General features: G+C 66.9%; 19 protein-coding genes. All 19 read left to right on the top strand.

What is annotated here, in order from left to right:
• The first annotated feature begins 89 nt into the window (after nucleotides 1–89).
• A complete protein-coding gene (locus M2339_RS10365; RefSeq protein ID WP_181558856.1) occupies nucleotides 90–587 on the top strand; it encodes a division/cell wall cluster transcriptional repressor MraZ in 498 nt (165 codons plus the stop codon).
• Complete coding sequence (gene rsmH, locus M2339_RS10360; protein ID WP_264572196.1) at nucleotides 587–1,567, top strand: 16S rRNA (cytosine(1402)-N(4))-methyltransferase RsmH; 981 nt, start codon at nucleotides 587–589, stop codon at nucleotides 1,565–1,567. The genes M2339_RS10365 and rsmH overlap by 1 nt, the downstream gene beginning before the upstream one ends.
• Nucleotides 1,564–2,199, top strand: coding sequence for a colicin transporter (locus tag M2339_RS10355; RefSeq protein ID WP_264586675.1), 636 nt, complete (start codon nucleotides 1,564–1,566; stop codon nucleotides 2,197–2,199). The genes rsmH and M2339_RS10355 overlap by 4 nt, the downstream gene beginning before the upstream one ends.
• Complete coding sequence (locus M2339_RS10350) at nucleotides 2,199–3,953, top strand: peptidoglycan D,D-transpeptidase FtsI family protein (protein WP_264578308.1); 1,755 nt, start codon at nucleotides 2,199–2,201, stop codon at nucleotides 3,951–3,953. The genes M2339_RS10355 and M2339_RS10350 overlap by 1 nt, the downstream gene beginning before the upstream one ends.
• Nucleotides 3,953–5,380: a UDP-N-acetylmuramoyl-L-alanyl-D-glutamate--2,6-diaminopimelate ligase gene (locus M2339_RS10345; RefSeq protein WP_264588321.1), complete on the top strand. Its 1,428-nt coding sequence runs from the start codon at nucleotides 3,953–3,955 to the stop codon at nucleotides 5,378–5,380. The genes M2339_RS10350 and M2339_RS10345 overlap by 1 nt, the downstream gene beginning before the upstream one ends.
• The gene (locus M2339_RS10340) at nucleotides 5,377–6,756 is read left to right on the top strand and encodes a UDP-N-acetylmuramoyl-tripeptide--D-alanyl-D-alanine ligase (RefSeq protein WP_264586676.1); all 1,380 of its coding nucleotides are present in this window, start codon (nucleotides 5,377–5,379) and stop codon (nucleotides 6,754–6,756) included. The genes M2339_RS10345 and M2339_RS10340 overlap by 4 nt, the downstream gene beginning before the upstream one ends.
• A complete protein-coding gene (gene mraY, locus M2339_RS10335; RefSeq protein ID WP_264576430.1) occupies nucleotides 6,756–7,826 on the top strand; it encodes a phospho-N-acetylmuramoyl-pentapeptide-transferase in 1,071 nt (356 codons plus the stop codon). Before M2339_RS10340 ends, mraY begins: the two co-directional genes overlap by 1 nt.
• Nucleotides 7,823–9,157: a UDP-N-acetylmuramoyl-L-alanine--D-glutamate ligase gene (gene murD / locus M2339_RS10330; RefSeq protein ID WP_264586677.1), complete on the top strand. Its 1,335-nt coding sequence runs from the start codon at nucleotides 7,823–7,825 to the stop codon at nucleotides 9,155–9,157. The genes mraY and murD overlap by 4 nt, the downstream gene beginning before the upstream one ends.
• A 113-nt stretch (nucleotides 9,158–9,270) precedes the next feature.
• Entirely contained in the window at nucleotides 9,271–10,431 is a 1,161-nt protein-coding gene (ftsW, locus tag M2339_RS10325) for a putative lipid II flippase FtsW (RefSeq protein WP_264572369.1), read from the top strand.
• A complete protein-coding gene (gene murG / locus M2339_RS10320; protein WP_264586678.1) occupies nucleotides 10,428–11,594 on the top strand; it encodes an undecaprenyldiphospho-muramoylpentapeptide beta-N-acetylglucosaminyltransferase in 1,167 nt (388 codons plus the stop codon). The genes ftsW and murG overlap by 4 nt, the downstream gene beginning before the upstream one ends.
• Complete coding sequence (gene murC, locus M2339_RS10315; protein ID WP_264586679.1) at nucleotides 11,591–13,018, top strand: UDP-N-acetylmuramate--L-alanine ligase; 1,428 nt, start codon at nucleotides 11,591–11,593, stop codon at nucleotides 13,016–13,018. Before murG ends, murC begins: the two co-directional genes overlap by 4 nt.
• Complete coding sequence (locus M2339_RS10310) at nucleotides 13,018–13,251, top strand: hypothetical protein (protein ID WP_264586680.1); 234 nt, start codon at nucleotides 13,018–13,020, stop codon at nucleotides 13,249–13,251. The genes murC and M2339_RS10310 overlap by 1 nt, the downstream gene beginning before the upstream one ends.
• On the top strand, nucleotides 13,251–14,195 hold the full coding sequence (gene murB / locus M2339_RS10305; RefSeq protein WP_264586681.1) for a UDP-N-acetylmuramate dehydrogenase: 945 nt from the start codon (nucleotides 13,251–13,253) through the stop codon (nucleotides 14,193–14,195). Before M2339_RS10310 ends, murB begins: the two co-directional genes overlap by 1 nt.
• Nucleotides 14,192–15,154, top strand: a complete 963-nt coding sequence (locus tag M2339_RS10300) for a D-alanine--D-alanine ligase (RefSeq protein WP_264586682.1) — start codon at nucleotides 14,192–14,194, stop codon at nucleotides 15,152–15,154. Before murB ends, M2339_RS10300 begins: the two co-directional genes overlap by 4 nt.
• The gene (locus tag M2339_RS10295) at nucleotides 15,151–16,113 is read left to right on the top strand and encodes a cell division protein FtsQ/DivIB (RefSeq protein ID WP_264586683.1); all 963 of its coding nucleotides are present in this window, start codon (nucleotides 15,151–15,153) and stop codon (nucleotides 16,111–16,113) included. The genes M2339_RS10300 and M2339_RS10295 overlap by 4 nt, the downstream gene beginning before the upstream one ends.
• A 2-nt stretch (nucleotides 16,114–16,115) precedes the next feature.
• The gene (gene ftsA, locus M2339_RS10290; protein WP_181558870.1) at nucleotides 16,116–17,375 is read left to right on the top strand and encodes a cell division protein FtsA; all 1,260 of its coding nucleotides are present in this window, start codon (nucleotides 16,116–16,118) and stop codon (nucleotides 17,373–17,375) included.
• A gap of 116 nt (nucleotides 17,376–17,491) precedes the next feature.
• Nucleotides 17,492–18,994 carry a cell division protein FtsZ gene (gene ftsZ / locus M2339_RS10285; protein WP_264586685.1) on the top strand — a complete coding sequence of 501 codons (1,503 nt, stop codon included), beginning with the start codon at nucleotides 17,492–17,494 and terminating at the stop codon, nucleotides 18,992–18,994.
• A 52-nt stretch (nucleotides 18,995–19,046) separates the two neighbouring features.
• A complete protein-coding gene (locus tag M2339_RS10280; RefSeq protein WP_264586686.1) occupies nucleotides 19,047–20,726 on the top strand; it encodes an SPOR domain-containing protein in 1,680 nt (559 codons plus the stop codon).
• The gene (locus M2339_RS10275) at nucleotides 20,723–21,877 is read left to right on the top strand and encodes a deoxyguanosinetriphosphate triphosphohydrolase (protein ID WP_264606329.1); all 1,155 of its coding nucleotides are present in this window, start codon (nucleotides 20,723–20,725) and stop codon (nucleotides 21,875–21,877) included. Before M2339_RS10280 ends, M2339_RS10275 begins: the two co-directional genes overlap by 4 nt.
• The last annotated feature ends 1 nt before the right edge of the window (nucleotide 21,878 follow it).

Below are 21,878 nucleotides of genomic sequence, written 5' to 3'. Positions count from 1 at the left end.
GCACTCGTATCTTCGCGAGTCTATCAACCGGTCAGCTTGGTGCTTTCCGGAGCGGGAAGGCCTGTGCCCCGCGCAGGGAGTTCGTTGGGGTGTCATCGGCTTATTTCATGGGGAACGGGGCGAGTGCCCTGGACGGCAAGGGGCGCTTCGCGCTGCCGATGTCCTTCCGCTCCGTCCTGAATGAGCACAGCACCCAGCCCGGCACCATGCTTGTTCGGGCCGACCCCACCCGCAAATATGTGTCGCTTTTCGGCAGCAAACAGCTCGATTTCTTTCAGAACAAGTTCGACGAGGCCGCCCGCATCGCCATGACCCGTGGCGAGGATTTCGACGCGGAAATGGCGGACGCGAACTTCTGGAGCACCATCAAGACCGTTACCATCGACTCCGGCGGCAGGTTCACCCTGCCGCCGGCTTTTCGGCGGTTGTACGGCATCACCGACGCGCTCTTCATTGTGGGGGGCGGTCGCCTCGTCCAGCTTTGGAGTCCCGAGCGCTTCCTCGCCGAGAATTCGGCGAACCTGCTTGCCATCGAGGAATGCGAAACCTTCCTCGATGAGCTCAAGGCCAAACGGGAGGAGCGCTGATGAGCGCGGCTTCCCTTGCGAACCCGCCGGCCGAGCCGCACCGCCCCGTGCTGCTCGACGAAGTGCTGGACGCGCTTGCCATTGCCCCTGGCGAGCGTCATGTCGACGGCACATTCGGTGCCGGCGGGTACAGCCGCGCCATGGCCGCGCGCGGTGCGCGGGTCTTCGCGATCGATCAGGATCCTGACGCCATTGCCGAAGGGCAGGCGGTCGTCGCAGCCAGTGAGGGCGCGATTACGCTGCTCGCCGGCAATTTCGCGCAGATGGAACGGCTGCTGGCTGAGGCCGGTGTCGACAGCGTGGATGGCGTGACGCTGGATATCGGCGTCTCCTCGATGCAGCTTGATCGTGAACGCCGTGGCTTCTCCTTCCGCTTTCCGGACGCCCCTCTGGATATGCGGATGAGCCAGTCCGGCGAGACGGCGGCCGAATTTCTCAACCGCGTCGATGAGACCGAGCTGGCCGACATCCTCTATCATTATGGCGAGGAGCGGCAGTCGCGCCGTGTCGCGCGTGCCATCGTGGCGGCGCGCCCGCTGGCGACCATCGGCGATCTCGTCGGCGCGGTCCACAAGGCGCTCGGCAAGCGGCCCGGCGACAAGACCGATCCGGCGACGCGGACCTTCCAGGCGATCCGCATTCACCTCAATGGTGAGTTGGATGCGCTGGAGCGCGGTCTGGATGCCGCCGAGGCCGTGTTGCGCCCGGGCGGCCGGTTGGCGGTGGTGACCTTCCACAGCCTGGAAGATCGCATCGTGAAGAATTTTCTCCGCACGCGCAGCGGGCAGGAGGGTGCCGGCTCGCGCCACCGACCGGAGGTCAAATCCGCCGTGCGGCCGACCTTCCAGAAGCCCGCGCGCGCTGTTCGCCCCGGCGATGCAGAGCTCAAGTCCAACCCCCGTGCGCGCTCCGCAACGCTGCGTAGCGCCATCCGAACTGAAGCCCCTGCCATGCACCAATCTGTGGGAGCACGATCATGATCGCCATCAAGCGCTTGCAAAGCATCATGTGGATTCTCGTGGTCGCCATGGGGGCGCTCGCCGCCTATCTGATCAGCCTGCAGGTGGCGACGGAGCGGAACGCGGTGCGGCATACGATCGACCAGATCCGCTGGACCCGCGCCGACATCCGCTATCTTGAGGCGGAATTCGGCGCGCGGGCAACCATGCGTCAGCTCCACGCCTGGAACACCAGCGACCTGCGCCTGTATGTGCCGGCGCCTGCGCAATATCTGCCCAATGAGCGCGCGCTCGCCAATCTGGACCGCATGGCGCCGGTGACCGGCGGCTACAGCCCGCCGCCCGTCATGACCGCGATGGCCCAGAACACCCCGCCTGCGCCGGTCGCGGCAGCGCCCGTCAGGCCGGCAGCGCGCAGCGGCGCCGATGTGGCCTCGGAATTCGCGTTCATTCGCACTGCCTCGGCTGCCGAGCCCCGGCCGCCCGTGGCGGAGGCTAAGGCGAAAACGGCGCCGGCAACGCGCGCGCCGGCAGAGGCTGCGGCGCGCCGCACTGTCGAGCCCGATCCGGCCTCCCGCAAGGCAGCCCGGCTGGCCCTGCTCGACAAGAAGCTGCTCGGCGGCCCGGCTCTAAGTGAAGCTATGGTGCCCTGATGGCCACCATTTTGGCGCGGCCGGAGCCGCGTTCCGAGAATCGGAAGCCGACAGATCTGGTCACGGTGGCCCACGGCCGGATCATGCTCCTCCTGCTTATTTTCGCCGCGATCACAATGGTGATGGCGGCGAAAATGGTCTGGATGGGCATTGACGCCGGCACCCAGGCCGAGCGCATGGCCAGCCCTATCCCGATTCCGGGGCGCGCCGATATTGTCGATCGCAACGGCGTGCCGTTGGCGCGCGATATCGACGGTTATGCCATTGCCGTGCGCCGCGACCGCCTGCTCGGCGATCCGCGCGATCTGGCCAAAAAGCTCCACGCGATCTTCCCGGACCAGTCCGAAGCCGATTTCTACGCCAAGCTGACCTCGGGCGGGCAGTGGAACTACCTTCGCACCCGCGCCGTCCCGCGCGACGTCGCCGCTGTGAATGCGCTGGGCGAGATCGGCATCGAGTTTCCGCGCGAGGCGGAGCGGCTGTATCCGCAGCGCACGCTGGCCGCGCACCTTATCGGTTTCGTCAATCGGGACGGGTTCGGTGCCATGGGCGTCGAGCGCGCGTTCGATGACCGGCTGACTGACGAAAAGACGCGCGGGCAGCCGCTGCAGCTCTCCATCGATAGCCGCGTTCAGGCCGCGCTGGAGGAAGAGCTGTCGCTCGGCATGGCGGAACAGAGCGCCAAGGGCGCCGTCGGCATCGTGCTGGATTCGCGCAATGGCGAAGTGATCGCCATGGCGTCTCTGCCCACGTTCAATCCCAACCGCCTGGTGCCGGTCGAGGCGCCGATGGTGATGGGCCCGGACGGCCAAATGCGCCGGGGCCAGATCACCTGCGACATGTCGCCGCGCTGCAATCGCGTGGTTCAGGCGCGCTACGAGCTCGGCTCGACGTTCAAGCCGCTGTCCTTCGCCATCGCCATGGATGCGGGCGTCATCGTCAGCATGAGCAAGCGCTATGATGCCACGGCGCCGCTGCCCGTCGGGCGCTTCACCATCAAGGATGACCACCCCCTGGGCCGCTGGCTGACGGTGCCGGAGGCGCTGGTGCACTCCAGCAACATCGTCACGGCCCGCATCGCCGATGAAATGGGGCAAAAGCCGCTTGAGGCTGCCTATCGCTCGCTGGAGTTCGACCGTCCGGCCACGGTGGAGCTGCGCGAACAGGCCGGCACGCTGTTCCCGTCGCGCTGGTATCGCACGACGATCATGACGACGGCCTATGGCCATGGCATCGCCGTGACGCCGATGCATCTGGCTAGCGCATATGCCGCGCTGGTGAATGGCGGCATCTGGCACCCCACCACCGTTCTCAAGCGCAAGCCGAATGAACAAGTGGCCGCCCGCCGGGTGTTCTCCGAGCAGACCAGCGCGAAGATGCGCCAGTTGCTGCGGATGATCGTGCAGACCGGCACCGGGCGCAATGCGGATGCCGAAGGCTATCGCGTCGGCGGCAAGACCGGAACGGCCGAGAAGCCCAAGGACGGCGGCTATGCCCGCCGCTCGCTGGTCTCCACCTTCGCTGCGGCTTTCCCGATGGAAGCGCCGCGCTACGTCGTCATCGTCATGATGGACGAGCCGCAGGGCAGTGCCCGTTACCCGGGCATCCGCACGGCCGCTTATACGGCCGCCCCGGTGGTGAAGTCCTTCGTGTCGCGCGCCGCGCCGCTGCTGGGCGTCTATCCCGAGGCGTTCCGCGACGTCGACATTTCTGAGCTGACCCCGTTGGTCAAAGATGAAGAGGTGGCCGAATGATGCGCCTTTCCACGCTTGTGCCCGACTCGATCGATCCGGCCAAGGACGCCGAGGTGAGCGGCTTCGCGCTGGACCATCGTAAGGTGGCGCCCGGCGCGGTGTTCGGCGCGTTTCGCGGCGCGCGGGTGAACGGCGAGGACTTTATCGACGCCGCCATCGCTGCGGGCGCCGTGGCTGTCGTCGCGGCCCCGGACGCGCGGGTGACCGGCGTCCCCCACATCGCCGCCGAGGAACCGCGCCGCCTGTTCGCGAGCCTCGCGGCGCGCTATTATGCGCCCTATCCGCAGACGCTGGTCGCGGTCACCGGCACGAACGGTAAGACCTCGACGGTCGAGCTCACCCGGCAGCTCTGGCGCATGATGGGTCATGGCGCCGCGTCCATCGGCACGCTGGGCGTGACGACGGCCGTGGATCAGGTGTCGACCGGCCTCACGACCCCGGACGTGGTGACCTTCCTCTCCAATCTCGCCGGGCTCGCCAAGGAAGGCGTCGATCATGTCGCCTATGAGGCGTCGAGCCATGGGCTGGCCCAATATCGCGCCGAGGGCCCGCGCGTCGCGGCGGGCGCCTTCACCAATCTGAGCCGCGATCATCTCGATTATCACGGCACCATGGACATGTATTTCGCCGCCAAGATGCGGCTGTTCGACGAGGTTGTCGCCGACGACGGCGTCGCTGTCATCTGGGCCGATGACGAGCGCTCTGCCGAAGTGATCGAGCACGTGCGTCGCCGGGGTTTGCAGTTGATGACGGTCGGTTCGGCCGGCGAGACGCTGCGGCTGGTCACGCAAACGCCGACGCATCTTGGGCAGACGCTTATGATCGAGGCGGAGGGCGCCACGCACAAGGTCGATCTGCCGCTCATCGGCGCCTATCAGGCCGCCAATGCGCTGGTTTCCGCCGGATTGGTCCTCGCAACCGGCGGCGCGCTGAAGACGGTGCTGGGCTTGCTCTCGCGCGTACAGCCGGTGCGCGGTCGGCTGGAACGTGCGGTCATCACCACCGCCGGTGCGCCGGTCTATGTCGATTATGCCCATACGCCCGACGGGCTGCGGGCGGCCATCGAAGCGCTGCGCCCGCATGTGCGCGGTCGGCTCATCACCGTGTTCGGCGCCGGCGGGGATCGCGATGCCGGCAAGCGCCCGCTGATGGGCGGCGTTGCCAGCGACCTGAGCGATGTCGTGATCGTCACCGATGACAATCCGCGCGGGGAAGACCCGCAGGTGATCCGTTCCGCGATCATGGCCGGCGCGCCGGGCGCGCGGGAGATTGGCGGGCGCCGGGCTGCCATCGCTGCTGCCATTGCCGAGGCGGGGCCGGACGATATCGTGCTGCTGGCCGGCAAGGGGCATGAGCAGGGTCAGATCATCGGCGATCGCGTGCTGCCGTTCGACGATGTCACCGTGGCGCGGGAATGCGCTGCATGAGCTTGTGGACCTCCGACGAGATCGCCGCAGCAACGGGCGGGACAGCCTCCACGGCCTTCGCGGTGGGCGGCGTCGCGTTCGATAGCCGGGAGGTCGCGACCGGCGATCTGTTCGTCGCGCTGCATGGCGAGAGCGCGGATGGTCACGCCTATATTCCAGGGGCGCTAGCGTCCGGCGCAGCGGGGCTGCTGGTGGATAGGGCTGTCGAGGGGCCTTGCGTCCGCGTCGCCGACACCGCGAAGGGCCTCGATGATCTTGGCCGTGCCTCGCGCGAACGGACGTCGGCAAAGATCATCGGCGTCACCGGCTCCGTTGGCAAGACGGGCGTCAAGGAAGCGCTGTTCGCCGCGTTTGACCGGATGAGCCAGGGGGGCGCCCATCGTTCGCTCAAGAGCTATAACAATCATGTCGGCGTGCCGCTCTCCCTAGCGCGCATGCCGCGCGAGGCGCATTATGGCGTGTTCGAGATGGGCATGAATCACGAGGGCGAGCTGCGCGCGCTGACCGCGCTCGTCCGCCCGCATGTCGCCATCGTCACGACGATCGCGCCGGCGCACATCGAGTATTTCGGGACGGAAGAGAAGATCGCGCTGGCCAAGGCGGAGATTTTCGAAGGCCTTGTCGAAGGCGGCACGGCGGTCATTCCCGCCGACTCGCCCCATGCGCCGCTCCTGACCGACCACGCCCGTCGTCACGCCGGGCAAGTCGTGACCTTCGGGCGCGATGCCGGGGCGGATGTCCGACTGATCGACGAAATGTCCGTGGGCGCTGCCGGTACCCGCATCACCGTGCAGACCCGCGCGGCGCGCCTCAGTCTGGTGGTCGGAATGCCCGGTCGCCACTGGGTCAGCAATGCGCTGGGCGTACTGGCCGTGGTCGAGGCCGCCGGTGGCGATCTGGCGCAAGCCGGCCTTGCGCTGGCGGAAATGACCGGGCTGCCAGGCCGGGGCGCGCGCCGCCCCATCGCGACCGCGGACGGTGGCGAGGCCTTGATCGTCGATGAAGCCTATAATGCCAATCCCGCCTCCATGGCCGCGACATTGGCGCAGCTTGGCGAGGAGCGGGCGCAGCGGCGGATCGCGATATTGGGCGCGATGAAGGAGCTTGGCGACCAGTCCGCACCGCTTCATGCGGGGCTGGCGCAGGCCATTCGCGATGCGAAGGTGGATGTGGCGCTTCTGGTCGGCGAGGAAATGGCACCGCTCGCCGATGCTTTGGCCGGCGAAATTTCTGTCGAGCATGTCGCTAATGTCGATCAGGCCGTTGAATTCGCACGCTTAATAGTCAAAAGCGGCGATGTGGTGCTGGTCAAGGGGTCCAACAGTGTCGGACTTTCGCGACTTGTCGAACAGCTCGCAGCAAGCGAGGTGGCCTGATGCTTTATTGGCTCGCTGAACAACTGAATTTCCCAGGCATCTTCAACCTGGTCCGCTACCTCACATTCCGGGCCGGCGCCGCGATCATGACGGCGCTGATCATCGGGCTGGTGATCGGTCCCCGCTTCATCGGCTGGCTGCGTGTCCGCCAGGGCAAGGGGCAGCCGATCCGAGAGGATGGGCCGCAGACGCACTTCGTCAAGCGCGGCACGCCGACCATGGGCGGGTTGATGATCCTCACCGCCATGGCGAGCGCCGTGCTGCTGTGGATGAACGTCACCTCGGTCTATATCTGGGCCTGCCTCATCGTCACGCTGGGCTTTGGCGCCATCGGTTTCATGGACGATTATGACAAGGTGACCAAGGCGAGCCACAAGGGCCTCTCCGCCCGGGCGCGCCTGCTGGCGGAATTCGGCATCGCCGGTTTCGCTACCTGGCTGATCGTCAGCCAGAACGGCACCTTGCTGTATCTGCCCTTCTGGAGCGGCGGCGCGCTGGACCTTGGGCCGCTATATTATCTGTTCGGCGCCTTCGTCATCGTCGCCTTCGGTAATGCGGTGAACCTCACCGACGGGCTGGACGGGCTGGCCTCCATGCCGGTGATCGTGGCGTCGATGGCCTTCATGCTCATCGTCTATCTTGTCGGCCGCGCCGACTATGCGGCCTATCTCGGCATTCCCCATGTGCCGGGCGCGGGCGATCTGGTGATCCTGTGCGGCGCGATTGTCGGGGCATGCCTTGCCTTCCTGTGGTTCAATGCGCCGCCGGCGGCGGTGTTCATGGGCGATACCGGCAGCCTCGCGCTGGGCGGCACCATCGGCGTGATCGCCGTGGCGGCGCATCACGAGATCGTGCTGGCGGTCATCGGCGGCATCTTCGTGGTGGAGGCGATGTCGGTCGTCATTCAGGTGTTCTTCTACAAGCGCACCGGCAAAAGGGTGTTCCGCATGGCGCCCATCCATCATCATTTCGAGCAGCTTGGCTGGCCTGAATCCACCGTCGTAATCCGCTTCTGGATCGTCTCCTTCGTCCTCGCGCTCGCGGGCCTAGCGACTTTGAAGCTGCGATGATCATTTCCCCCGCCGTTGCCGGCAAGCGCTATGCCGTTCTGGGGCTGGCCCGCTCCGGCCTCGCCACGGTCGATGCCCTGGCCGCCAGCGGTGCCCATGTCATCGCCTGGGACCAGCGCGAGGATGCGCGGGCACTGGTGGCCGACAAGGCCGAGCTGGGCGATCCGATGGAGATGGATCTGGCCGGGCTGGACGCGCTGGTCGTCTCGCCGGGCGTGCCGCTCAACCGTCACCCGGTGACATGCCGTGCGCGCGCCGCCGGCGTGCCGATCATCGGCGACATCGAGCTGTTCGCGCTGGCACGGTCGAGCCTGCCGGCGCATCGCGTGGTCGGCATCACCGGCACCAATGGCAAGTCCACCACCACGGCGCTGATCGATCACATCGTGCGCACGGCGGGGCTGCCCTCGCGCATGGGCGGGAATATCGGCCTGCCCATTCTCGCGCAGGCCCCGCTGCCGGAGGGCGGCGTCTATGTGCTGGAGCTTTCCAGCTATCAGATCGACCTGACCTTCAGTCTCGATTGCGACGTGGCGGTGCTGCTCAACATCACGCCAGACCATCTCGACCGCTATGATGGCTTTGAGAGCTATGTCGCCTCCAAGCAGCGCCTCTTTGCCATGCAGTCGCCCGATCATCCGGCGATCATCGCGGTGGACGACGCGGTGACGCGGCGCATCGCCGATGCTCTGCCGCAGACCGTGCCCGTGACGGCCCAGTCGATTGCCGCCGAGGACCAGTCGCGCTGGCCGGCCTTGCAGGGGCCGCACAATGCGCAGAATGTCGCGGTCGCCAAGGCCGTGGCAAAGGCGCTGGGCATTGCATCCGAGACGACGGCGCAGGCGCTGGCGAGCTATGTCAGCCTGCCGCACCGCATGCAGCGCGTGGCCGAGATCGACGGCGTGCTGTTCGTCAACGACAGCAAGGCAACCAACGCCGCGTCGACCGCGCCGGCGCTCGCTGCCTGGCCGCCGGTCGACGGACGGCCGCGCATCCACTGGATTCTCGGCGGTCTCGCCAAGTCGGATTCGCTCGATGAGTGCGCGGCGGGCTTCCCCAACATTGCGCGCGGCTACACCATCGGCGAGGCGGGGCCGCTGTTCGCCCGTCTGCTCGGCGAGGCTTCCGTGCCCGTCACCGAATGCGAGCTGATGGTAACGGCGGTGGCCGAGGCTGCCGCGCATGCGCAGCCGGGCGATATCGTTCTGCTTTCGCCGGCCTGCGCGTCGTTCGATCAGTTCCGGGATTTCGAGGCGCGGGGCGATGCCTTTGCGGCCGCCGTGGCCGCGCTTCGCGATAAAGCAGGGGCAGAAACGGGGGCAGGGGCATGAGCGAGCGCGGGGACGAAGGCGTAGTCATGGTCGAAGGCGAGGCGGCGAAGCCGGTTACCGCGCCGCCGCTCGATGTCGCCTTGTCTCCTTTGCGCGCCCGCCCCGGCAAGCCCATGCCGCGCGAGCGGACCGCGCTGGCGATCTGGTTCTGGGAGATCGACCGAGTGCTGCTCGGCCTCATCGTGGTGCTGATCGCGATCGGGCTGGTGGCGGTCGCGGCGGCCTCGCCCGTGGCGGCGGCCAAGCTGTCGACCCATTCGGCCTCGCTCTCGCCCCTCTATTTCTTCTATCGCCAGCTCATGTGGATCGGCCTTGGTCTGCCGCTGATGATCGTGATTTCCATGCTCCCGCGCACCCAGGCGCGCCGCTTGGCGGTCGGTCTGGCGGCGCTGTTCGCGGTGATGCTGGTGCTGGTGCCGATCATCGGGACGAGCGTGAACGGTGCCTCGCGTTGGCTGGGCAGCGGCGCCTTCCGCTTCCAGCCCTCGGAGTTTCTCAAGCCCTTCTTCGTTGTCGCCATTGCCTGGCTGCTGTCGCTGCGCGCGCGTGATCCCTCGCTGCCGGTGATCCCGCTGACGGGCATGTTGACCGGCATCGTCGCCCTCCTGCTCATGCGGCAGCCGGACTTCGGCCAGACGGTCATTTTCGTGGCCTGCTGGGGGGCGCTGCTGCTGGTGGGCGGCGCCTCGATCAAGCTCCTCTCGGGCTTTGCGTGCGGCGGCCTCGGCCTGTTCGTGCTGACTTATCTCTTCTACGACAATGGTCGCGAGCGCATCGATTCCTTCCTTAACCCGGTCGTCGATCCGGCGGCGGGGCCGGATCAGGTGCAGCTGGCCTATGCGACCATCACGCGCGGCGGCCTGACCGGCGTCGGCCCCGGCGGCGGCACCGCCAAGTTCAATCTGCCCGAGGCCCATACCGACTATATCTTTTCGGTGATCGGGGAAGAGTTCGGCCTGATCGCCTGCATCGCCATTGCGCTCGTTTATCTCGCCATCATCGTGCGGGTGCTGCTGCGACTGCTGGATGAGGAAGATCCATTCATCGTCATGGCAACCTCCGGCCTTGTCTTCGTGATGGGCGTGCAGGCGGTTATCAATATGGGCGTGAACATTCACATCTTCCCCTCCAAGGGCATGACGCTGCCGTTCATCAGCTATGGCGGCTCCTCGATGATCGCCTTGTGCTCGGGCATCGGCCTGCTGCTGGCCTTCACTCGGCGGAACCCGTATATGTCGCGCTCCCCCTACGTCGTCACATGGAGCGGGCGATGAGCCTTTTTCGGCATTATGTTCTGGCTGCCGGTGGCACGGGTGGGCACATGATGCCGGCCCATGCCATCGCGCAGGAGCTTATGGCGCGGGGCCACCGCGTCGCCCTGATTACGGACGAGCGCGGCGCCAAGATTCCGGGCCTGTTCGAGGATGTGCAGACGCATGTGCTGCCGGCCGGCCGCATGTCCGGCGGTATTTCCGGCTGGATCAGGGGCTTTAAGGCCATTCTCGAAGGGCGCGCCATGGCCCGGCAGCTTTATTCGACCTTCGAGCCGGCCGCTGTGGTGGGCTTCGGCGGCTATCCCGCGCTGCCGGCGATGCTCGGCGCCTTTGCGGAAGGCATACCGGCGATCGTGCATGAGCAGAACGCGGTGCTCGGCCGCGTCAACCGGCTGGTGGCCCGCAAGGTGGCTGCGATTGCGACCGCTTATCCCGATGTGAAGCGCCTCGCCAAACGCCATGCGGACAAGACCTATCTGGTCGGCAATCCGGTGCGGGAGTCCGTCCTGGCCCTGCGCGACGAGCCGTTCCCGGTCTTCTCCGATGAGAGCGTGCTGCGCCTGCTGGTCACCGGCGGAAGCCAGGGCGCGTCGATCCTCTCGCAAGTCGTGCCGGCCGGGCTTGGCATGTTGCCGATCAGCCTGCGCCGCCGGCTGCAGGTCACGCAGCAATGCCGGCCCGAGGACATCGAGCAGGTCCGCGCGCTCTATGCCGAGATGGAAATTCCCGCCGATCTGGCGACCTATATCGAGGACATGCCGACCAAGCTCGCCTGGTCGCACCTCGTAATCGGGCGCGCCGGCGCCTCGACCATTGCCGAACTCACCGCCGCGGGGCGCCCCGCCATCCTCATACCTTTGCCGAGTGCCATGGATAACCACCAAGCCTATAATGTCCTCGAGATGGTGAAGGCGGGCGGCGCCCGCGCGATCGACCAGAGCAAGTTCACGCCCGCCGAGCTGGCCCGCCAGATGCAGAAACTGGCGATGGAACCGGGTGCGCTTCAAAACGCTGCCAAGCGCGCGCATCGTTGCGGCCGCCCGGATGCGGTGAAGGACATGTGCGATCTCATCGAGAGCTTCGGCCCCGCGCCGCAGACCATCGACACCGTGCGGGCCGCAGAAGCGCCGCGCATGGCTGGCCTCGCGGGAGCGGGCGCATGAAGGGCGTCGGCACGGATATCGGCACGATCCACTTCATCGGCATCGGCGGCATCGGCATGTCCGGCATCGCCGAGGTGATGCACAATATGGGCTACAGCGTGCAGGGCAGCGACATGTCGGAAGGCTATGTCATCCAGCATCTGCGCGATCTCGGCATCAAAGTGATGATCGGCCACAAGGCCGAGAATCTGGGTGATGCCGCCGTGGTGGTGACCTCCACCGCGATCAAGCGCGGCAATCCCGAGGTGGAACTGGCGCTGGAGAACCGCGTGCCGGTCATCCGCCGCGCCGAAATGCTGGCCGAACTGATGCGGCTCAAATCCACCGTCGCGGTGGCGGGCACGCACGGCAAGACCACGACCACCTCGATGATCGCGGCGCTGCTGGATGCCGGCGGCATCGACCCCACCGTCATCAACGGCGGCATCATCAACAGCTACGGTTCCAACGCGCGCCTCGGCAACAGCGACTGGATGGTGGTCGAGGCCGATGAGAGCGATGGCAGCTTCCTGCGGCTGGACGGCACCTATGCCGTCGTCACCAACATCGATCCCGAGCATCTCGATCATTATGGCTCGTTCGATGCGGTGAAGGATGCGTTCGTCGAGTTTGTCGAGAATGTGCCCTTCTATGGCGCGGCCATGCTCTGCCTGGATCACCCGGAGGTGCAGGCGATCCTGCCGCGCGTGCAGGATCGGCGGATCGTGACCTATGGCTTTTCCGCGCAGGCCGACCTGCGCGGCGAGAATGTCCGGCCCGTTCCCGGTGGCAATATGTTCGACGTGCAGATCCGCGAGCGTGATGGCTCGACGCGACGCATTGCCGACATCACCATGCCGATGCCGGGCCGGCACAATGTGCTGAATGCCATGGCCGCCATTGGCGTCGCCCTGCAGATGGGCATTGAGGATGCGACCATCCAGACCGGCTTCGCCAGCTTCGGCGGCGTCAAGCGGCGCTTCACCAAGGTGGGCGAGATCGAGACGGGCGGCGGCAGGGCCGTCGTCATCGATGATTATGGCCACCATCCGGTCGAAATCCGCGCGGTTCTCGCGGCGGCCCGCGAGGGCGCGCAGGGCCGGGTGATCGCCGTGGTGCAGCCGCACCGCTTCACGCGGCTGCGCGATCTGATGGACGAGTTCCAGCAATCCTTCAATGATGCCGACATGGTCTATGTCTCGCCCGTCTATCCGGCCGGCGAGCAACCGATCGAGGGCGTGGATGCCGATGCGCTGGTCGCCGGCCTCAAGCGTCGCGGCCATCGCGCGGCGCAGACCATCGGCGATGCCGATGCGCTCGCCGATGCGCTCGCCGCGGATCTGAAGGCCGATGACATGATCGTCTGCCTCGGCGCGGGCGACATCACCAAATGGGCGGCCGGTCTGGCGCCGGCCATCGCGGCATCGGGCGAGGGGCGCGGCTGATGTGGGAGCTGATGCGCATTGGCCTGGAGATGCAGGAGCGCATGATCGAGGTGCATGGCAAGAGCCTCGACATGGCGCGCGAGATGATCGACGCCGTCGAGAGCCATGCCGCCATGGGGCCGAAGGGCATGGGGCAGGCCGCGCTCGACATGGGTGAAGCTATGAACCGCGCCGGCAAGGCCCAGGCCGACTTGATCGGGCGTTGGTCCGGCTGGTGGAGCGGTCGCTCCTGATGAATCCTGCCGCTTCCGTGAATGTCGATCGACACCTGAACCCCGACGGTATTGCCGTGCGGGGCAAGCTGACGCGCGGTGCGCCGCTCGCGCCGTTGGTGTGGTTCAAGGCAGGCGGTGCGGCGGATTGGTTGTTCGAGCCGGCGGATGCGGATGACCTCGCGCAGTTCCTCTCGGCGCTGGATCTCTCGGTGCCGGTGATGGCGCTGGGCCTTGGATCCAACATGATCGTTCGCGATGGCGGCGTGCCCGGCGTGGTGGTGCGGCTCGGCAAAGCCTTCGCGCGCGTCGAGGAGAGCGCGCCGCAGACGCTGCGGTGCGGCGGGGGCGCCTCCGGCATTCTGGTCTCCTCCACCGCCCGCGATGCGGGTATTGGCGGACTTGAGTTCCTGCGTTCCATTCCCGGCACGGTCGGCGGCTTCGTGCGCATGAATGGCGGCGCTTATGGACGCGAGGTGAAGGACATTCTGGTCGAGGCCGAGGTCATCCTGCGCTCCGGCGAGCGTGTCGTGCTGCCGCTGGATGCGCTCGGCTTCACCTATCGACATTCGACGCTACCCGAAGGTGCGGTGGTGATTGCCGCCACCTTCCGCGGCGTGCCGGCTGAGCCGGCGACCATTCAGGCGGAAATGGACCGGATCGCGACCGCGCGGGAGGAATCGCAGCCGCTGCGCAGCAAGACGGGCGGATCGACCTTCAAGAACCCGCCGGGCGAAAAGGCCTGGGCGCTGGTCGACCGGGCCGGCTGCCGGGGCCTCAGTCTTGGTGGGGCGCAAGTGAGCGAGAAGCACACCAATTTCCTCATCAACACCGGCGGCGCGACCAGTGCGGACATCGAGTCCCTTGGCGAGGAAGTGCGCCGGCGCGTGCAGGCAGAAAGTGGCACAACCCTCGAATGGGAGATTCAGCGCGTGGGCCGTTCGGCGCAGGAGCAGGGGCAATGAGCATGAAGCGTCTCAAGGTCGCTGTCCTCATGGGTGGCTGGGCCGCCGAGCGGCATGTCTCGCTGTCGAGCGCGAAAGGCATCATCCAGGCGCTGGAAGCGCGCGGCCATGAGGTCGTGCCCATCGATCTGGGCGCGACCCGGGCGGAGGGCCGCGATTTTCCGGCCAAGCTCATCGCGGCCAATCCCGACATCGTGTTCAATGCCCTGCATGGCGTGCCGGGCGAAGACGGCACCGTGCAGGGGCTGATGGACATCATGGGGTTCGCCTACACCCATAGCGGTCTGGCAACCTCGGTCATCGCCATCGACAAGCAGCTCACCAAGCAGCATCTCGTGCCCCATGGCATCCCGATGCCCGGCGGCCATATCGTCGAATGCGAGAGCCTGTTCGCAGGCGATCCCCTGCCGCGCCCCTATGTGCTCAAGCCGGTCAATGAAGGCTCGTCGGTCGGCGTCGCCATCGTCACGGAAGAGGGCAATTACGGCAACCCGATCGCGCGCGATGCGGTGGGGCCGTGGCAGGATTTCGACCAACTGCTGGCCGAGCCGTTCATTCGCGGCCGTGAACTGACCGTCGCGGTGCTGGGTGACCGGGCGCTGGCGGTGACGGAGCTGCGTCCCAAGAGCGGCTTCTACGATTATGACGCAAAATATACCGACGGCCTGACCGACCATATCTGCCCGGCGCCCGTGCCGCCCGAGATGGCCGCCGCGATGATGGACATCGCGCTGCGGGCGCATCGTCTGCTGGGCTGCAAGGGCACGTCGCGCTCGGACTTCCGCTGGGATGACGAGCGCGGGCTCGATGGCCTGTATCTGCTGGAAGTGAACACCCAGCCCGGCATGACGGCGTTGAGCCTGGTGCCCGAGCAGGCGAAATATTTGGGCATGAGCTATGGTGAGCTGGTAGAGAGCATCATCGCCGAGGCTCTGGCGGACCGTGGGGGGAAGCAATGAACAGCGCGACGATTAAGCGCGGCTCGGCGAGCGGCGCGCGCGGCGGCCGGGCCGGCCGCAAGCCGCGGCGGGCGAGGAGCAATCTGGACAAGCTGCTCGACTATGTTCCGCTCAGTCCGGCGCAGATCAATCGGTTGATGACCTGGGGGATCGGCCTGGTCCTCTTCATCCTGCTGTGGGTCACCGCCAGCTTCATGGGCTTGCCGGCGATGCTGCGCGCCGAGGTGAACGATCTCGCCGGGCGCGCCGGCTTTGCCGTTGCCAAGATCGAGGTGCGCGGGCTCGAGCGCATGGACGAGATGCAGGTCTCCGACATCGCCGTGAAATATGTCGAGCGCTCGATGCTTGCTGTCGATCTCGACAATCTGCGCAACGAGGTCATGCGGCTGGGCTGGGTGAAGGAGGCGCGGATTTCCCGCCGTCTGCCCGATGCGCTGATCGTCGATGTGGTCGAGCGGCAACCGGCTGCGGTCTGGCAGAATGGCGGGCAATTGATGTTGGTGGACGCCGCCGGTGTCGCGCTCGGCCCGGTCGAGGCCAATGCCTTGCCCGATCTGCCGCTGGTGGTGGGGCCGGATGCCAACAAGCGGACCAAGGCGCTGGCCGAACTGATGAACGCCGCGCCAGCCCTCAAGCCGATGCTCGCCGGCGCGACCTGGGTTGGCGGCCGCCGCTGGGATCTGCGCTTTCAGTCGGGTGAGCAACTGATGCTCCCCGAGGGCGATGCGGATGCTGCGGCCGCACTGGTCAACTTCGCGCGCATGGATGGCGTGGACCGGCTGCTGGGGCGCGGTGTGCTGCGGTTCGACATGCGCGATCCCGCACGGTTCGTGCTGCGCCTGCCGCCGGGCAAGAAAGAGGATGAAGCGCCGGCGGTGACGTCGGCGAAGAATTCGGCGGTCGTGACGTCCGGGGAGAAGGATCGATCGACGACCTCTGCATCGGGTGGGGAGGGCTAAGCATGGCAGCGCGCAATGATGGGCTGATTACCGCGATCGACATCGGCACCTGGAAGGTGTCGGCGCTGATCGCGCGCAAGCAGGAGGATGGCACGCTGGCGGTGCTGGGCACCGGTCAGCGCGAGAGCCGGGGCGTGCGTCGGGGCTTCGTGGTCGACATGGAGCGCACCGAACTGGCCGTGCGCGAGACCGTCGAGCAGGCCGAGAAGGTCGCCGGCACCAATATCGAGAAGGTCATTCTGAGCTTCTCCGGCGGCAGCATCGAGAGCAAGGTCGAGCCAGTAGAAATCAATGTCGGCGGTCGGCGGATCGAGCAGGCCGATATCGAGAGCCTGTACGATCAGGCGCGCGAGCGGATCGACCCGGGTGGCCGGGTCATCCTGCAGGCGCAGCCGACGCTCTACACCATCGATGGCATGCGCGGCGTCGCGCGGCCGATGGGGCTTCATGCCGATCAGCTCGGTGTGGATATTCATGTGGTGCTGGCCGATGGCGCGCCACTGCGCAATCTCGAAACAAGCGTGCGCGGGGCCTATCTCGATGTGCAGAGCATCATCGCTGCGCCGGTCGCCACCGCGGCGGCCTGCCTCTCCGACGAAGAGCGCGATCTCGGCGTTGCGCTGGTCGAGCTCGGGGCGGGCGTCACCAATGTCTCGCTGCACATCGGCGGCATGCTGGTGGGCTTCAAATCCATTCCCATCGGCGCGGCCGACGTGACTGACGATATCGCCTCGGCCTTCGGCATTCGCCGCAGCCAGGCCGAGCGCATGAAGTGCTTTTACGGCTCGGCCATGCAGTCGCGCCGGGACTTTCGCGAGATCATCGAAATCGCGCCCGCCGCCAGCAGCGCTGAGCAGACCGAAGCGCGCCGCGTGACTCGCGCCGAATTGGTCGGCGTCATCTGCGAGCGGCTGAACCGGCTGATGGCTGAGGTCAACAAGGCGCTGGGCGAGATGGGCTTCCACTCGCCGGTCGGGCGTCAGGTGGTGCTGACCGGCGGTGGCGCGGAGCTCAAGGGCATGGCGGACTACGCCCAGACCGCGCTCGGTCGCGCCGTTCGGATCGGCCGCCCCAAGCTGCTTGATGCCATGCCCGAGGCGCATCGTGGCCCGGCTTTCGCGACGCTCGCCGGCCTCGCGCTCTATGCGTCGAAGGAGCGGCAGGATCTGCTGCAGCGGCCTTTGCGCGAGCAGCGCGTCCACACGACGCGCGGCGGAGCGGTCGTCCAGCGGCTGATCGCGGCGTTGCGCGCAGGCTATTAGGGTCAGGCCGCAACATATTGTGGATGAGCGGTTAAAAAGAACGTGAATTGGCGGCTCATCTGGTGCATGAATCCCGACAAGGTGACGGTGCGGTTTGCACCCGGAGGAGATAGTTGATGAGCATTGAAATCGGTCCGCCCCATGTGGACGAGCTGAAGCCGCGGATTACCGTTATCGGCGTCGGCGGGGCGGGCGGAAATGCGATTGCCAACATGATTGGCGCGTCCGTGGATGGGGTCGACTTCATTGTCGCCAACACGGATGCTCAAGCGCTCAATGCCTCTCCCGCGGAACGCCGCATCCAGCTCGGCCCGCGCATTACCGAGGGTCTCGGCGCCGGTTCGCGCCCCGATATCGGCCGCGCCGCCGCAGAAGAAACCATTGCGGAAGTGCAGGAGGCGCTTGAGGGCGTCCACATGTGCTTCATCGCTGCCGGCATGGGCGGCGGCACGGGCACCGGCGCGGCGCCGGTCATCGCCAAGGCCGCGCGTGAAAAGGGCATTCTCACGGTCGGCGTGGTCACCAAGCCGTTCACCTTTGAAGGCTCGCGCCGGATGCGCTCGGCAGACTCGGGCATCGAGGAGCTGCAGAAGCACGTCGATACGCTGATCGTCATTCCGAACCAGAATCTGTTCCTGATCGCCAATCCGAACACGACCTTCAAGGAAGCGTTCGAGATGGCCGACGAAGTGCTCCAGCAGGGCGTGCGCGGCATCACCGATCTCATGGTCATGCCTGGCCTCATCAACCTCGACTTTGCTGACGTCCGTTCCGTGATGGAAGAGATGGGCAAGGCGATGATGGGCACCGGCGAGGCCGAAGGCGACGGGCGCGCGCTCGAAGCCGCCGAGAAGGCGATCGCCAACCCGCTGCTGGATGGCGTCTCGATGCGTGGCGCCAAGGGCGTCATCGTCTCCATCGTGGGCGGCGAGGACATGCGCCTGATGGAAGTCGACGAGGCGGCCAACCACATCCGCGAGCTGGTCGATCCCGATGCGAACATCATCTGGGGTTCGGCATTCAACGAGCAGTTGAACGGCAAGATCCGGGTCTCCGTCGTCGCGACGGGCATCGACAATGAAGCGAGCGCCGCGGCGCAGGCCCGCAGCCAGCCGTTCAAGCTGGGCGATGTGGGTGTCGCTGCCGCGCCGCGTCAGGCCGCTCCTGCCGTGTCGGCGCCGGCCAATCTCGTGCGCCCGGAGGCTGCCCCCGCGCCGCGCTATGACGAAGGGCTGGACCTTGGCGGCGTCGCACCCGCGCGCAACGAGTCGTTCAACCCGGCCCCGACCAGCGAGGCACCTGCCAGCTTCCAGGCGCCCAAGCCGGAAGAGCCCAAGCCCGCCCCGCGTTTCGCGGCGTCGACCTTCGACGACATCACCGGCGAGGATGAGCTGGTGCTCGACAACAGCGTCTCGCCCGAGCCGCCGCTTCGGGTAGAGCCGCCGCAGCCCGCCGAGGAGCCGGCCAGCAAGGGTACGAGCGGCGGCACGCTGTTCGAGCGCATGTCGCAGCTGGCCCGTGGGCAGGCACGGCAGGGCAATGCCGAGGAGAGCGAGAGCGAGCGGGATCGCACCGAATTTGAGGTGCCACGCTTCCTCAATCGCCAGAACAACCAGTAAAACTGTGCACGGCGGGACGCGACCCGTCCCGCCGGACAGAAGAGGTGTATCCGTGAAGTCGACCAGCTGCATTCTGGCCCTCTCTCTGGCCATCGCAGCGCCTGTGTTCGCGCAAAGCGGCGGGATGGTTCAGGCCACGCCACCAGCCGAGGCGGTAGCCGCGCTCAACCGCCATCTCGCCTCACTGTCCCGTAATCCTCAGGATGTGAATGCCCTGTTGGGCGCCGGCCAGGCCGCGCTCGATCTGGGGGACATTCAGGCGGCCAATGGCTTCTTCACGCGCGCCAATATGGTCGACGGGCGCAACGGCCGCGCCCGGCTGGGTCTGGCGGTCGTGCAGATTGCCCTCAAGCAGCCCGCCGATGCCGCCGCGAACTTCGATGCTGCCTCGGCCTTGGGTGTCAGCGCCCAAGCGCATCTGCCCGAGCGCGCGCTGGCTTATGATCTCACGGGGCAGCAGGCCAAGGCGCAACAGGATTATCGCGCCGTCCTGCAGGCCAATCCCAATGATAACACCGCGCGGCTTAATTATGCGGTCTCGCTGGGCGTCTCCGGCAATCTCGCGGAATCCGAGCAGCAGCTGAAGCCCGCCCTGACCAGCGGCGACCGTGAGGCGTGGCGTATCCGCGCCTTCGTCCTGGCGATGAACGGCCAGATGGCCGAGGCGCGCTCCATTGCGCAGACGACGCTGCCGAAGGGCCTTGCCGACGCGCTCGAACCCTATCTGCAGCGCCTGCCGCTGCTGACCGCGAGCCAGAAGGTCTCCGCGGTCCATTATGGCGAGTATCCGGCGGATGTCCTCCGCTTGGCTGCACCCGAGCCGGCGCGGAACCGCGATACGCAGGTTGCCGCTACCACCGAGCGCGAGCGGGGCGGCCGGCGTCAGACGGCGGCAGAACGACGGGCCGCGCAGCAGGCCGCGCGCCGCGCGTCGCAGGCTCAGGCTCAGCAACCAGCACCCACGGCGGCAGCGGCCCAGCCGCTTCCACCGCCGCCACCGCCTGCTCCGGCAGCATCCCCACCGCCGCAACAGCCGGTGCAGACCGCCGCGCGCGCCCCCGCGCCGCAGTCGACGCGCCCGGCTCCATCATCCGCTCCCGCCACACAGCCGGCCAGTCGCGTAACCAATCCTGCGCCGACGACGGTCGCTGCCGTGGCGCCGGCGGCACCCAGCACGCCGGCCCCGGTGGCGTCTGCGCCGACACCGGCACCCGCACCTGCGCCCGTGCCGCAGCCGGTGCGATCGCTTGGCGACACGCTGCAGGCGCTCGAAGTGCCGGAAGGCGAGCGCCGACAGGTCGCCGTCGCGGATCTGAGCGCTGTCGCGCGGATTCAGGAGCAGCGCCGGGTCGCGGCAGCCGCGCAGCAGGCCAAGGCCAAAGCGGATGCCGAGGCGCGCGCCAAGGCGGAGGCCGAACGCAAGGCCGAGGCCGAGCGCAAGGCCAAGCTGGCGGCCAATCCCTCGCGCAACTGGGTGCAATTGGCGGCAGGTCGTGACCCGGCTGCGCTGGCCTTCGATCTGCGCCGTTTGCGCCGGACCTATGGCGATACGATTGCCGGGCAGGATGGCTGGACGGCCACCTGGGGCGAGACGCGCCGCCTGCTGATCGGCCCCTTCCGTCGCCCCGAGGATGCGCGGGCGGTGGTCACCGAATTGCGCAAGGCGGGTGGCGATGCGTTCTTCTGGCAAAGCGAAGCCGGCGAGGAAGTCAGCAAGATCGGCACGCAGTGAGCGTGCTCGCCCCCTATGCCTGTGACCCGGCGCGCAGCCGGGGTCGTCAACATGCCGAGCCGGGTGGCGAGGCGCGCGGACCACGCGACATTTTCCAGCGCGACCGCGACCGGATCATTCACTCGATCAGCTTTCGTCGCCTGCGCCACAAGACGCAGGTGTTCGTCGCACCCGATGGCGACCATTATCGCGTCCGCCTGACGCACAGCCTTGAGGTCGCGCAGATCGGGCGGACGATCGCACGGGTGCTGGGCCTCAATGAGGATCTGACCGAGGCGCTCTGCCTCGCTCACGATATCGGCCATCCCCCGTTCGGCCATGCCGGGGAGGATGCGCTGGAAGAGGCGCTGGCCGGGCAGGGCGGCTTCGATCATAACGCCCATTGCCTGCGCACGCTGGCTTTGCTGGAAAATGCCTATCCCCGCTTCCCCGGCCTCAATCTGAGCTGGGAGATGATGGAGGGGCTGGCCAAGCATAACGGCCCGGTGCTGGCCCCCAACTGGGCAATGCAGCAGATCGATGCCGCCTTTCCGCTGGAACTCGAAAGCTGGCCGTCGCTGGAAGCGCAGGTCGCGGCCCTTGCCGACGATATCGCCTATGACAATCATGATATCGACGATGGCCTGCGCGCCGGCATTCTAACGCTCGAACAGCTTCTGGAAGCGCCGTTCGTCCGCCGCTGCTGGGAGCAGGTCACCGCGCGCTATCCCGATCTGCCGGCCGAGCAGCTGTTGCGGGAACTGATCCGCGACCAGATTGGCATCATGGTCAACGATCTCATCATGACCACGCGCGAAAACCTGCGCCTGCATGGGCTGGAGCAGGCCGATGTCTCAGCCGTGCGGGGCGCCGGACAGGCCATGGTCGCCTTCTCGGATGCGATGCGGGAGGACGAGCGCCAGCTCAAGCGCTTCATGTACGCCAATCTCTATCATCATCCGACGCAGTTTGCCGCCGCCGGGCGGGCGCGGGTGATCGTCACCGACCTGTTTCGCGCCTATCAGGCCGATCCTGCGCTGATGGGGACCGCCTGGGATGCCAGTTGCGGCGCCGCCGAGCCCGAGCGCAGCCGCCATATCGCGGACTATATCGCTGGCATGACCGATCGCTTCGCCGAGCGTGCGCATCAGGAGATTTTCGGGGTCTCCTAAA

The sequence above is a fragment of the Sphingobium sp. B2D3C genome, assembly GCF_025961835.1.
Classification (GTDB): Bacteria; Pseudomonadota; Alphaproteobacteria; order Sphingomonadales; family Sphingomonadaceae; genus Sphingobium.
This window is presented reverse-complemented; position numbering and strand designations above follow the sequence as displayed.